At 64.3% G+C, this 12123-nt stretch carries 12 protein-coding genes; 5 read left to right on the top strand and 7 right to left on the bottom strand.

Translation table 11 applies throughout. The annotated features are described in order from the left end of the window. Positions 1 to 5 precede the first annotated feature (5 nt). Positions 6 to 1034, top strand: a complete 1029-nt coding sequence (locus LB538_RS08600; protein WP_224531565.1) for a zinc-dependent alcohol dehydrogenase family protein — start codon at positions 6 to 8, stop codon at positions 1032 to 1034. Positions 1035 to 1266: 232 nt separating this feature from the next. Here LB538_RS08600 and LB538_RS08595 read toward each other — a convergent pair whose 3' ends face one another. Further along, on the bottom strand, positions 1267 to 2376 hold the full coding sequence (locus LB538_RS08595) for a TRAP transporter substrate-binding protein (protein WP_095769385.1): 1110 nt from the start codon (positions 2374 to 2376) through the stop codon (positions 1267 to 1269). A 267-nt stretch (positions 2377 to 2643) separates the two neighbouring features. On the opposite strand from LB538_RS08595, the gene LB538_RS08590 reads away from it, so the two are divergent. Continuing rightward, on the top strand, positions 2644 to 3417 hold the full coding sequence (locus LB538_RS08590; RefSeq protein WP_224531567.1) for a gamma-glutamyl-gamma-aminobutyrate hydrolase family protein: 774 nt from the start codon (positions 2644 to 2646) through the stop codon (positions 3415 to 3417). An 18-nt stretch (positions 3418 to 3435) separates the two neighbouring features. Here LB538_RS08590 and LB538_RS08585 read toward each other — a convergent pair whose 3' ends face one another. From LB538_RS08585 to LB538_RS08565, 5 genes are all read right to left on the bottom strand, one after another. Beyond that, complete coding sequence (locus tag LB538_RS08585) at positions 3436 to 3822, bottom strand: hypothetical protein (RefSeq protein ID WP_224531570.1); 387 nt, start codon at positions 3820 to 3822, stop codon at positions 3436 to 3438. 174 nt (positions 3823 to 3996) lie between these two features. After that, complete coding sequence (locus LB538_RS08580) at positions 3997 to 4980, bottom strand: 2-hydroxyacid dehydrogenase (RefSeq protein WP_224531573.1); 984 nt, start codon at positions 4978 to 4980, stop codon at positions 3997 to 3999. Next, positions 4977 to 5999, bottom strand: a complete 1023-nt coding sequence (locus LB538_RS08575; RefSeq protein ID WP_095769389.1) for a LacI family DNA-binding transcriptional regulator — start codon at positions 5997 to 5999, stop codon at positions 4977 to 4979. The genes LB538_RS08580 and LB538_RS08575 overlap by 4 nt, the downstream gene beginning before the upstream one ends. A gap of 66 nt (positions 6000 to 6065) precedes the next feature. Then, complete coding sequence (locus tag LB538_RS08570) at positions 6066 to 6950, bottom strand: DMT family transporter (protein WP_224531610.1); 885 nt, start codon at positions 6948 to 6950, stop codon at positions 6066 to 6068. A gap of 426 nt (positions 6951 to 7376) precedes the next feature. Continuing rightward, a complete protein-coding gene (locus tag LB538_RS08565) occupies positions 7377 to 7784 on the bottom strand; it encodes a DUF2000 family protein (protein ID WP_224531576.1) in 408 nt (135 codons plus the stop codon). Positions 7785 to 7828: 44 nt separating this feature from the next. Between LB538_RS08565 and LB538_RS08560 the strand changes: the two genes are divergently transcribed. Beyond that, positions 7829 to 8689, top strand: a complete 861-nt coding sequence (locus LB538_RS08560; RefSeq protein ID WP_224531579.1) for a helix-turn-helix domain-containing protein — start codon at positions 7829 to 7831, stop codon at positions 8687 to 8689. 220 nt (positions 8690 to 8909) lie between these two features. Here LB538_RS08560 and LB538_RS08555 read toward each other — a convergent pair whose 3' ends face one another. Next, positions 8910 to 9383, bottom strand: coding sequence for a MarR family winged helix-turn-helix transcriptional regulator (locus LB538_RS08555; RefSeq protein ID WP_224531613.1), 474 nt, complete (start codon positions 9381 to 9383; stop codon positions 8910 to 8912). A gap of 372 nt (positions 9384 to 9755) precedes the next feature. Between LB538_RS08555 and LB538_RS08550 the strand changes: the two genes are divergently transcribed. Both LB538_RS08550 and LB538_RS08545 read left to right on the top strand, forming a co-directional pair. Beyond that, positions 9756 to 10787 carry a CobW family GTP-binding protein gene (locus LB538_RS08550; protein WP_224531589.1) on the top strand — a complete coding sequence of 344 codons (1032 nt, stop codon included), beginning with the start codon at positions 9756 to 9758 and terminating at the stop codon, positions 10785 to 10787. Positions 10788 to 11016: 229 nt separating this feature from the next. Continuing rightward, positions 11017 to 11991, top strand: coding sequence for a WD40 repeat domain-containing protein (locus tag LB538_RS08545; RefSeq protein WP_224531595.1), 975 nt, complete (start codon positions 11017 to 11019; stop codon positions 11989 to 11991). Positions 11992 to 12123 lie beyond the last annotated feature (132 nt).

The following is a 12123-nucleotide window of genomic DNA, read 5'->3' as shown; positions in this document are numbered from 1 at the left end:
ACACCATGAGAGCCGTGCGGCTGGAGGCGGTAGGTAAGATCGGGTTGCGCGAGGTCGCAAAACCCGTTCCCGGGCCTGAGGACGTTCTGGTGCGCATCGAGGCCTGCGGCGTCTGCGGCACCGACCGCCACCTCTTCCATGGCGAATTTCCCTGCACGCCGCCGGTGACGCTCGGCCATGAGTTCTCCGGCATCGTCGAAGCGGTCGGCGCGGCGGTGACGGGCATTGCCGTCGGCAACCGCGTCACCGGCGATCCGAACATTGCCTGCGGGCGCTGCGCCCATTGCCATGCCGGCCGCGTCAATCTCTGCAGCAATCTGCGCGCCATCGGCATCCACCGCGACGGCGGCTTCGCCGATTACGTGCTGATGCCGCAAAGCCAAGCCTTCCGACTGCCCGCAAACCTCAAGCCGCCGCATGGCGCTTTCTGCGAGCCGCTCGCCTGCTGCCTGCACGGCGTCGACCTGGCCGCGATCCGGCCGGGCGCATCGGTCGTGGTGCTGGGCGGCGGCGTCATCGGCCTGCTCGTCGTGCAGCTGGCCAAGCTCGCGGGCGCGGCGACCATCATTCTGTCGACCCGGCAGGCTTCGCGTCGCGCGCTCGCCGAGGAACTCGGCGCGACCGCGACGATTGACCCAAGCGCCGGCGACCCGATCGCGGCCGTCGCCGGACCGAATGGCCTGGCGCCCGGCGGCGTCGACGTGGTGCTGGAATGCGCCGGCGTCCGCGACACGGTGGAGCAGTCGATGCGCATGGCAAAGGCGGGCGGCACGGTGGTGATCGTTGGCGTCGTGCCGCAAGGCATGAAGGTGGAAATCGAGCCGTTCGATCTCTTGTTTCGCGAACTGAAGGTGCTCGGCTCCTTCCTCAACCCGTTCACGCATGGCCGGGCGGCTCAGCTGATTGCCTCCGGCGCGATCGAGATCGACCGGCTGATCTCGAAGCAGGTCAGCCTCGAAGAGGCACCGGACGTGATCGCCAATCCGCCGGCGCCGGGCGAGGTCAAGGTGCTGGTGGTGCCGGGCCGAGGCTGACCCACTTCCTGGGAAAGCGTTCCAGTTCACTGATGTACAGGCGCTGGCGCTGCCCGTCATCTGGCTAGGCGCGGTTTTCCCTTCTCCCCTTGTGGGAGAAGGTGTCGCCGAAGGCGACGGATGAGGGGTGCTCCAGCTTGGCAAGGACGGCGATCCTTCCAACACCCCTCATCCGTCTCGGCGCTTCGCGCCGATCCACCTTCTCCCACAAGGGGAGAAGGAGGGCGGCGGTCTACAGCTTGCCGTTGCGCTGCTGCACCATCATGAAGGTGTCGTAATTGTATTCGGCGACCTGGGCCCAGAGATAGTGCTCCTTGCGGAAGGCCTTGATCGATTCCCAGATCTTCTTGAACGGCGCGTTGTTGGATTCCATCTCGGCATAGACCTCGTTGGCCTTCTCGAAGCAGGCGGCCATGATCTCCTGGCTGAAGGGCGCCAGCTTGGCGCCGTTCGACACAAGCCGCTTCACCGCCGCCGGATTGAGATAGTCGTACTTCTGCAGCATGTTGGCGTCCGCCGCTTGCGCGGCGGTATGCACGAGCGACTTGTAGGCCGGCGAAAGCTCTTCGTATTTGGCCTTGTTGAACATCAGATGCACGGTCGGGCCGCCTTCCCACCAGCCGGGATAGTAGTAGTAGGGCGCGACCTTATAGAAGCCGAGCTTCTCGTCGTCATAGGGGCCGACCCATTCGGCGGCGTCGATGGTGCCCTTCTCCAGCGCCGGATAGATGTCGCCGCCGGCGATCTGCTGCGGCACGACGCCGAGCTTCTGCACAACTTTGCCGGCAAAGCCGCCGATGCGCATCTTGAGGCCCGAGAGATCGGCCACCGTGTTGATCTGCTTGCGGAACCAGCCGCCCATCTGAACGCCGGTATTGCCGCCCGGCAGGCCGAACAGCCCTTGCGTGGCGAGGAACTCGTTGAACAGGTCGATGCCGCCGCCATGATAGTGCCAGGCATTCATACCGCGCGCGTTGAGCGAGAAGGGCACTGCGGCACCGAGCGCCCAGGTCGGGTCCTTGCCCCAGTAATAGTATGCGACCGTATGGCAGGCCTCGACTGTGCCGGCCGTGGTGGCGTCCGCAGCCTGCAGGCCGGGCACGAGCTCACCGGAGGCGAAGACCTGGACCTGGAAATTGCCGTCGGTCGCCTCCGACAGCATTTTTGAGAAGACTTCCGCGCCGCCATAGATCGTGTCGAGCGATTTCGGGAAGGACGATGCAAGCCGCCAGGTCACCTTGGGATTGGACTGGGCAATGGCCGGCGTGGCAAGTGCCGCCGCGGCTGCCGCGGCGCCCACGCCGGACGCACCGGCCTTGCGAATGAAAGAACGACGATCCATTAAGTTTCCTCCCTTGCGGATCAGCTGACCGACGTCAGGGCATCCTCGTGCCCGGATCGGTTGGGGAAGAAACATACACAGGCAAAGGGTCGAGTCCAGTGTTGCGGGCGAGGGTTGCAGCCATTCCGGCGCCGCGTGCAACTATAGTCTAACGAGCCTGCCGCTGGCCCATGCAAGGCAGCGAAACTTGCCATGGCAAACTGCCCTCAGATCGCCTATTTTGTAGGCAGATTAACTCCTTAGCTCTCGCAGGAATCCAAACCCAAAATGCAGCAACCGCTCGTCGCAGTGTCGTCCGACGTCCGCCAGTTCGACAACTACACCTGGCACGCGGCACCCCAGCAATATCTGGAAGCGGCGGTCGCGGGCGCCGGCGTGTTCCCGCTGCTGGTGCCGTCCTTCGGCGATCGGCTCGATTTCGACGAGCTGCTGTCGTCGGTCGACGGCGTCATGGTGACGGGCTCGAAGTCCAACGTGCATCCCTCGCTCTATGGCGGCGATCCCAGCGAAGCCAACGGCCCCTACGATCCGGCGCGCGACGCAACCACGCTGCCGCTGATCCGCAAGGCGATCGAGCGCGGCGTGCCGTTGCTTGCCATCTGCCGCGGCATCCAGGAGCTGAACGTCGCGCTCGGCGGCACGCTGGGCACCGAAATCCAGGAGCGCGATGGCTCGCTCGACCACCGCGCGCCGGTGAGCGACAATCAGGACGAGCGCTTCGGCATCCACCAGACGATCTCGATCAAGCCCGGAAGCTGCCTTGCCGGCGTGTTCGGCGCCGGCGAGATCAAGGTGAATTCGCTGCATCGCCAGGCGATCGACCTGCTGGGCTCCAGGCTCCAGGTCGAGGCTTTGGCCAGCGACGGCACGATCGAAGCAGTCTCCGTCAAGGATGCTCGTGCCTTCGCAGTCGGCGTGCAATGGCACCCCGAATACTGGGTGAAGTCGGACAGCAATTCCGCCAAGATCTTCAAGGCCTTCGGCGATGCGGTGCGCCTGCATGCGGCCTCCAAAACAGGTGCCCGCGCCGCGGCAGAGTAAGCCTGGACAGTTCCGCGGCTATTCGCTCGTGCTCAGCGCCAGAAGCGGCGCGGCCGGCGCGTAGGATTCGTAGCCGTCGCCATCGGCAACGCCGAAGGTGACGATCGGATCGACCCCGTCGTCACTGAAAGCGACCGAACCATCCGCCTGCTCGCGCCAGAATTTCGCGTGCTCGATGCCAGGCATCAGCTTGCGGCAGTTCGGGGCGACGGAAAGCAACGACAGGCCTTTCGAGACTTCGGCGCCGCGGTGGATGGCGCAGGCCGCTTCATCGCCATTGGCGGTCAGCCGATAGGCGTTTGTCGGGATGAGTTCGGTGGCCTCGCTTTGGCCATTGCCGCCATGCAGGAACTGAACGCCCCCGAACAACGCTACCGATGCTGCCAAGCCAACGAACAGCTTCACCCTGCCTCTCCGCACATAACCAAGTATGCAGAATGATTCCAAAGGGTTAAGTGGGCGTTAATAAATGTGGCGACGCGTGCGGATTGGAGCAATTTCCAGGACGGCTTTCCGTCCGGAATTGCACCAAACAAAAAGGCAGGCGGTTTGCCGTTTCCGTGAGGACCGAGAAATGCCTCAGGCGCGCGCCTTGACGTTGAGCGTCTCCGGCACCGGCGTCAGCGGCCGGCGGTCGGTAAACCAGGCGACGAGGTTGTCGACGCACAGATCGGCCATGGCGCGGCGGGTGTGGACCGACGCCGAGCCGACATGCGGCAGAAGCGAGGCGTTGGGAGCATCGAGCAGGGCCTGCGGCACGTTCGGCTCGTCGGCAAAGACGTCGAGCCCAACGGCTGCGATGGTGCCGCTCTTGAGGGCGGCAGCAAGGGCTGCCTCGTCCACCGTCGAGCCGCGGCCGATATTGACAAAGACGCCGTTCGAACCCAGCGCCGACAGGACCTCGGCATTGACCGCTTTCTCGGTAGAGGTGCCGCCCGGGGCAATGCAGATCAACGTGTCGACGGCTTCGGCAAGCCCCTTCAAAGTGGCATGATATTCGTAAGCCAGGCCTTCGACCTTGCGCCGGTTGTGATAGGCGATCGGCAGGCCGAAGGCTTCAAGGCGACGGGCGACGGATCGGCCGATGCGGCCCATGCCGAAGATACCGACGCGGCGGCCACGCAAGGTAAGCCGGCTCAGGCGATAATTGCCCTTGGTCACCCAGTCGCCGTCGCGCAGCCATTTCTCGGCGGCGTAGAGCTCGCGCACGGTGTTGATCAGAAGACCGATGGCGGTGTCGGCGACCTCCTCGGTCAAGACATCGGGCGTGTTGGTGACCATGACGCCGCGCTTGGCCGCGTGACCGGCGTCGACCGAATCATAGCCGACGCCGAAGCTGGCGATAATCTCAAGATTGGGCAGCGCATCGATCATCGCCGCGTCGATGCCTGCATAGGAGGCGATGCCGCGCACCGTGGCGCGGATCTCGTCCGTAACCAAAGACGGATCGGCGCGTTCGATCCGCACACACTTGAACGCCTCGTCGATGCGGCCGAGGGCATGGTCGTTGAAATCGCCCGGCACCAGGATGGCGACCGGCAATTTTCCTTCGGCCTTACTCATGCACGCTCCACCGGCTTGCCGGTCGACTGCCGCACATGCAGTTCCGGCTTGATCAACTCCTGCGAGGGCCGCACTGCCTGTCCGTTCAATTTGTCGAGCAGGGCGCTGGCGGCGCGGCGGCCGACCTCGCGCTGGCCGTTCCAGACCGTGGTCAGGGCCGGTGTCGCGATTGCCGCCTCCTCGAGATCGTCATAGCCGGTGACCGAGATATCGACGCCCGGCACGAGGCCGGCGCGCGCGATGCCGTTCATCAACCCGATCGCAACCAGATCGTTCCAGCAGCAGGCAGCGGTGGGCCTGTCCTTCAGCGCCAGAAACTGTCCCGAGGCCTCGAAACCCGCCTGCTTGGTGCGCGGCCCGGGAATGCGCCAGGACGGCTTCACCTCCAGGCCGGCCGCCTCCATCGCGTTGAGATAGCCCTGGTAGCGGTCGCGGCCGGTCGAGGTCTGGTCGGTGCCGCCGACCATGGCGATGCGCTTGTGGCCGAGCGAGATCAGATGATTGGTGGCGAGCGCCGTGCCATAGGCATCGTCGCCGCGGAACACCGGCACATCGGCGCCGGCGACGGTGCGCGCGATCAGCACCGCCGGCAGGCCGTTTTCCTCGGCCATGATGATGTCCTCGGCCGGCGTGCCGATGGCCGGCGACATGATGACGCCGTCGGCACCGAGCTGCAGCAGCGTGTCGATGAAGGTGCGCTGCTTTTCCAGCTGGTCGTAGTGGTTTGACAAGATGAAGGTCTGGCGGCTGCGGTCGAGCTCGCTTTCGATCGAGCGCAGTATCTCGGCGAAGAACGGGTTCATGATGTCATGCACGACGACGCCGACGATGCCGGAGCGCGAGGTGCGCAACGAGGCGGCGCGACGGTTGTAGATATAGCCGATGGCGCGGGCGTGCTCCTTGATGCGCTCGCGCGTGGTGCCGGCGACCAGCGGGCTGTCGCGCAGCGCCAGCGACACCGTTGCCGTGGACACGCCGAGCGCATCCGCGATCGTCGAAAGCTTGATCTTCTGTGCCAGTGCCCTTCGCTCCCCAGGGTCTTTAAATTTTTTAAAACGGCCTTATGCCACCGGATTCGGCGCAAATCAAAGTTTTTTCGCCAGCGCCTCGGCCTCGGTGTCGAGCGAGGCGGAGTTGCGGACGCGAAGCCGGTGCTCGCGATGGATGATGTAGAGCCCGCTGGTAACGATGATGGCGGCGCCGAGCAGCGTCCAGCGGTCGGGGAACTGGTGGAAGATCAGCCAGCCGGAAATGATCATCCACACCATCTGCGAATAGGGATAGGGCGCGAGCTGCGTCGTGGTCGCCAGACGATAGGCCCGGACCAGCAAGTAGTGGCCGCCGGCGCCGAAGACGCCGAGCATCAACAGGATGACCCAGTGCCAGCCATCCTGCGGCAATGACAGCGAGAAAGGCAGCAGCGGCAGGAGCAGCACGGCGGGTGCCAGCGCCGAAAAGAGGATCAGGCTCTCCGAGGTCTCCGTCGACGACATGCGCCGCGTCATGATCACGTAAAAACTGTTCGACAGCATCGAGCCCAGCGCGAAGAGATGACCGATGCCGAACACGCCGACGCCAGGCCTGGTGATGATGAGCACGCCGACGAAGCCGGTGAGAATCGCCAGCCAGCGCCGCCAGCCGGCCCATTCGCCGAGCAGCGGGCCGGCAAGCGCGGTGATGACCATCGGGCCGAAGAAATAGATCGACGTTGTCTCGGCCAACTGCAGCGTGCGCAGCGCCAGGATATTGAACATGGTCGAGCCGAACAAAAGGACGCCGCGCAAGAGGTGCGCCGGCAGGTTGTTGGCGCGGAAGCGAACCGGCTCGCGCCAGCCGCGCAGGAAGATGCCGACCAGCAGGACATGCACGGTGAAGCGGGCCCACGCGACGATCAGCGCCGAGACGCCGGCCAGCACCAGATATTTGCTGGAGGTGTCGAGAAAGGTGAAGCAGACATAGACGCACAGCATCAGAAGCATCGCCGCGGGCGGCGTTGCGCTGTCGTCATTGTTTCTGGGAGTGCTCAAGGTCGGGCCGAAGGAAGATAGACGGTACCCTTCTGAGGCAATCGGCCCTTGCCAGCAAGCCAAAAGCGACTGGCCCAACAAGCGCTTCGGACAGGCTTAGAGCGCATTGTCTGTTGGCGATGGCCTGAACAGTTCGCGCAGTCGTCATCCACGGGCGAAGCAAGGAGCGAAGCGACGCGCGCAGACCCGAGGATCCATGCCGTTACATTGACGCTCCGCCAGCGGCGCAGAATTCTGCCCCGTTGCACACTCCGGCTAAGGTCGCGGAATGGATCCTCGGGTCTCCGCGTCCGCTTCGCTCCCGCTCCGCCCGTGGATGACGAAGCTGGTGAGTTCGCTGCCAATCTCGACGGTTCAAGATGGCATAAATCAGCCATGCATGCGGGCGCCCTTGGTGATCTTGTCGACGAGCTTTTTATCGCCGCGCATGGCGATCCCCACGACCTTGGCGTCGTCCGGGGCGAATTCGGCGAAGACGGCGCGGTTGGCGAGGTCGTGGCCGGTCGCGAACATCTCCTCGACATAGGCGGATGTCGTCACGCCGCGTTCCAATGCCCGGCGGTGGATCGCGCCCAGCGTCGCGGCATCGGCCGACAAGACAATGACCGGCTGGATCGACATCGGGTTGTAGAGGTTGCCGGCACGATCACGGTAAGCCTCGCCGATGATTCCGGGGAACTGCGCAACGATGCCGCTGGTCAGGAACGCGGTGACGTTGAGCTTCTGCCACACCGGCAGGTCCTCTCTCAGAACAATTGCAATTTTCGTATCGAACACCAAGATTGAGACTCCGAGACGGCCCGTGACGGGCGGGACAGGCAATGGCGCAGGCTCTAAGCGAAGAAGCGAAGGAAGGTCTTGAACATTCGTGCGCGGATGCGGCCAACGGCGATCGCATCGTTTCGGCTCCGGGCGGCTCGGGTCTCGAACGCATCGAGGCGCGCTTCCATGGCAACGCCTTCGAGCTGCACCGGCACGACACCTATGCCATCGGCGTGACGTTGAACGGCGTGCAGCGCTTCCATTATCGCGGCGCGCTGCGACACAGCCTGCCCGGCCAGGCGATCGTGCTGCATCCGGACGAATTGCACGATGGCGGCGCCGGCACGGAAGACGGCCTGCGCTACAGGATCCTGTATCTGGAGCCGTCCCTGCTGCTCGACTGCCTCGGCGGCGAGCCGCTGCCTTTCGTTCGCGACGCCGTGGTTGACGATCCATGCTTGCGCGACACGTTGTTGTCGGCACTGGCGCCGCTGGACGAGGCACTCGGCGACCTGTTCGTGGCAGATTTCGTTGCGCAGCTGGCGCAACACCTCAAACGCCATGCCGGGCAGCCGGCAAAGTCAACGGGCAAGACCGCATGGCGCGCCGCCGCGCTTGCTCGCGACTATCTCGAGGAGAATGCCGAGCGACCGGTGCGCTCCGATGAGTTGGAAGCCGTCACCGGCCTCGACCGCTACGCGCTGTCGCGCCATTTTCGCGCGACCTATTCGACCAGCCCGCATCGCTTCCTGCTGATGCGCCGGCTGCAAAGGGCGCGGCGCATGATCGCCCAGGGCGAGTCGCTGGCGGAAATCGCCGCCGGCGCCGGCTTCAGCGACCAGAGCCATTTCAACCGGCATTTCAAGAAGGCGTTCGGCATGACGCCGGGGCGCTGGGCAGCGCTGGTGCGCGACGCGTAAGCGCGACGCGCAGCGTCGTCGCTCAGGCGCGATGCGCAGCATCGTCGCCTTTCCGCTAAGCCGCCGATACTTGGGTGAAGCGACGACGCTTACGCGTCGCGCTTGCAATGCTAAGCCGGTGCGTGGAGCGACGATGCTGCGCATCGCGCTTAGCTCGAGACGACGCTTCGCGTCGCTCGTTAATGGGAACGTCTCGCGGTTGAGCGATGACGCTCACGCGTCACGCTTCATCCAACTCCGCGTCATCGTCGATCAGCACCAGATCTTCGTTCGACAGATTCGCTTCGATGCGGGCGAGCAGCTTGAACAGCGCCTTCTGGTCCTTCTTGTCGAGGCCTCTCAGCGCCTGCTTCTCGGTCTTCCTGACCGACTTCTCGATGGCGCGGATGGTTTCACGGCCGGACTCGGTGAGGAAGATATGGGCCTGGCGGGCATCGGCGTTGGAGGCGCGCTTTTCCAGGAAACCCTGCGCCTGGAGCCGGTTGATGGTCTTGGTGATGGTCGGCGGGCGCACGCCGAGCCGGCCGGCGAGGTTGCCGGGGGTCTGGCCGTCCTCGCGGTCGAGCGCCAGCATGATCTGGTCCTGGCCGGCATAGAAGCCGTGCGCCAGAAGCCGCGCGGCGAGCGCTGTGCGCGCCAGCCTTGCCGCCGAATGCAGCCGGCTCATTGTCGCTGTCTTGTCCGCCTTGGCCATGGTCGTTCCCTCTTCGGCCGAACCGGCGCGGACAAGCATAGAGGCTGTCCGACGGCTGGCAAATGACGATTTAAAGAGTCCGGCTTGCGGAACGCTTTGCCGGCAAGCATTGCGGTGCCCGCGCAGGTGATGCCAGATGTTTATTTCAGTTAGATGACAAACGACTTTTGCACCGGCGAGATTCACAGCGGACGCTGATGAAGGCGCTTGGGCGCCCGAGCGGCTCCTGCGTCTGGCCTGCCTCGGCCGCCGCCGATCCGTGTGTGGCGCCGCTCCGCTTGGAGGGTCGGCCTGGCCCATCGGTTTGGCGCGTGCAAAAGCTCGACACCCATCCTATATCAGGCCGACAATCCAGGATTTTCGAGGCAACCCATGAGCGACGCACAGACGCAAATCCCCGTAACCGTTCTCACCGGCTATCTCGGCGCGGGCAAGACGACGCTGCTCAACCGCATCCTGTCGGAGAGCCACGGCAAGCGTTACGCCGTCATCGTCAACGAGTTCGGCGAGATCGGCATCGACAACGACCTGATCGTCGAATCCGACGAGGAAATCTACGAGATGAACAATGGCTGTGTCTGCTGCACGGTGCGCGGCGACCTGATCCGCGTGGTCGAAGGCCTGATGAAACGCCCGGGCCGCTTCGACGCCATCGTCGTCGAGACCACGGGTCTTGCCGACCCGGTGCCGGTGGCGCAGACCTTCTTCATGGACGACGACGTGCGCACCAAGACCAAGCTCGACGCGGTGGTGGCGCTGGTCGACGCCAAGCACCTGCCGCTGCGCCTGAAGGATTCCAAGGAAGCCGAAGACCAGATCGCGTTCGCCGACGTGGTGGTGCTGAACAAGACCGACCTCGTCACGCCCGATGAGCTTGAAAAGGTCGAAGCGACGATCCGCGCCATCAACCCGGCGGCAAAAATCCATCGCACCCAGCGTTCCGGCGTGGCGCTTGACGAAGTGCTCGACCGCGGCGCCTTCGACCTGTCGCGGGCGTTGGAGAACGATCCGCATTTCCTCGACGCGCACGACCATGACCATGACCATGACCATGATCATGACGGTCACGATCATCACCATCACGATCAGGCTTCCGACATCCATGACGTGACGGTGAAGTCGGTGTCGCTGCGCGGCGGCGAGATGGATCCCAAGAAATTCTTTCCCTGGATCGAGAAGGTGACCCAGATGGAAGGACCGAACATCCTGCGGCTGAAGGGCATCATCGCGCTGAAGGGCGACGAGGACCGCTATGTGCTGCAGGGCGTGCACATGATCCTCGAAGGCGACCACCAGCGCGCCTGGAAGGATGGCGAAAAACACGAAAGCCGGCTGGTCTTCATCGGCCGCGATCTCGACGCCGAGCGGCTCAGGAAGAGTTTTGAAGCCTGCCAGGCGGCTTGATTTCCTGACTTTCAAGCGCTAGCGCTGCCCGTTCTTCCTTCTCCCCTTGTGGGAGAAGGTGGCCTCGCGAAGCGAGGTCGGATGAGGGGTGCTCCAGTTCGGCGATGACGGCGTTCCGTCACCCACCCCTCAACCGTCTCGGCGCTGCGCGCCGATCCACCTTCTCCCACAAGGGGAGAAGGCAAGGCCGCACCTAGCCCCGCTGGCTAATCTCGAACGGACCGTTTGCATGCCCACAGTCGCCCCGCTTGATCTCGAAGGCCATTGCGTTGCCGCCGTCTTCTTGAACGACGTGCCGCATTTCGCGCTCGCCGACGGTTCAATCCACCGGCTCGACAATGGGCACAAGACCGTGCAGGCCAATGACGGCCTGCTTGCCGCCTTCCATGACGCGGCCAACGACCGGCTGATCACCGGCGGCGAGGATGGCAAGGTGTTTGCCGTGAAGGCCGGCGGCGAGGTGAGCGAGCTGGCCAGCGCCGGCAAAAAGTGGATCACCAGCGTCAGCGCCGGGCCGCAGGGCGCGATCGCCTATGCCTCGGGCAAGACGGCCTTCGTGCGTTTCGCCGACGGCAAGATCAAAGAATTTGCCCATCCGCGTTCGGTGGAGGGGTTGGCCTTCTCGCCCAAGGGCATGCGTTTCGGCGTCGCCCGCTACAATGGCGCGACGCTGCATTTCCCGGCGGCCGAGGGCAAGCCGGTGGAGCTCGAATGGGCAGGCGCCCATACCGGCATCACCTTTTCACCGGAAGGCGCCTTCCTCGTCACCACCATGCAGGAGAACGCGCTGCATGGCTGGAAGCTCGCCGACGGCAAGCACATGCGCATGTCGGGCTATCCGGGCAAGGTGAAGAGCCTGTCCTGGAGCGTGAAGGGCAAATGGCTGGCGAGCTCCGGCGCGCCGGCAGCGATCGTGTGGCCGTTCGCCAGCAAAGACGGACCGATGGGCAAGGCGCCGCTGGAGCTCGGCACGCGCGGCAATACCATGGTGACCTGCGTCGCTTGCCATCCGAGCCAGGATGTCACGGCCATCGGCTATGAGGACGGCATGGTGATCGCGGCGCGCTTCGCCGACGCCAAGGAAGTGCTGCTGCGCCGCCCCGGCAAAGGCGCCATCACGTCGATGATGTGGGACAAGGAAGAACGCCGCGTCGTGTTTGGCAGCGCCGCCGGCGATTGCGGCGTGATCGATATCACGGCTTAAGGGGAGTAAGGCAGTAGGGCAGTAAGGGAGTAGGGAAATAGCGCTTGAAAGCTGCCCTACTGCCTACTGCCTACTGCCTACTGCCTACTGCCTACTGCCTACTGCCTACTGCCTACTGCCTACTGCCTACTG

Source organism: Mesorhizobium sp. Ca11 (assembly GCF_020165275.1).
Taxonomy (GTDB): Bacteria; Pseudomonadota; Alphaproteobacteria; order Rhizobiales; family Rhizobiaceae; genus Mesorhizobium.
This window is presented reverse-complemented; position numbering and strand designations above follow the sequence as displayed.

Bases quoted from the DNA above. Each gene is read 5' to 3' on its own strand.
- LB538_RS08600 (WP_224531565.1), top strand. From the start codon at position 6: ATGAGAGCCGTGCGGCTGGAGGCGGTAGGTAAGATCGGGTTGCGCGAG.
- LB538_RS08595 (WP_095769385.1), bottom strand. From the start codon at position 2,376: ATGGATCGTCGTTCTTTCATTCGCAAGGCCGGTGCGTCCGGCGTGGGC.
- LB538_RS08590 (WP_224531567.1), top strand. From the start codon at position 2,644: ATGCAGCAACCGCTCGTCGCAGTGTCGTCCGACGTCCGCCAGTTCGAC.
- LB538_RS08580 (WP_224531573.1), bottom strand. From the start codon at position 4,980: ATGAGTAAGGCCGAAGGAAAATTGCCGGTCGCCATCCTGGTGCCGGGC.
- LB538_RS08570 (WP_224531610.1), bottom strand. From the start codon at position 6,950: ATGCTGTGCGTCTATGTCTGCTTCACCTTTCTCGACACCTCCAGCAAA.
- LB538_RS08560 (WP_224531579.1), top strand. From the start codon at position 7,829: ATGGCGCAGGCTCTAAGCGAAGAAGCGAAGGAAGGTCTTGAACATTCG.
- LB538_RS08555 (WP_224531613.1), bottom strand. From the start codon at position 9,383: ATGGCCAAGGCGGACAAGACAGCGACAATGAGCCGGCTGCATTCGGCG.
- LB538_RS08550 (WP_224531589.1), top strand. From the start codon at position 9,756: ATGAGCGACGCACAGACGCAAATCCCCGTAACCGTTCTCACCGGCTAT.
- LB538_RS08545 (WP_224531595.1), top strand. From the start codon at position 11,017: ATGCCCACAGTCGCCCCGCTTGATCTCGAAGGCCATTGCGTTGCCGCC.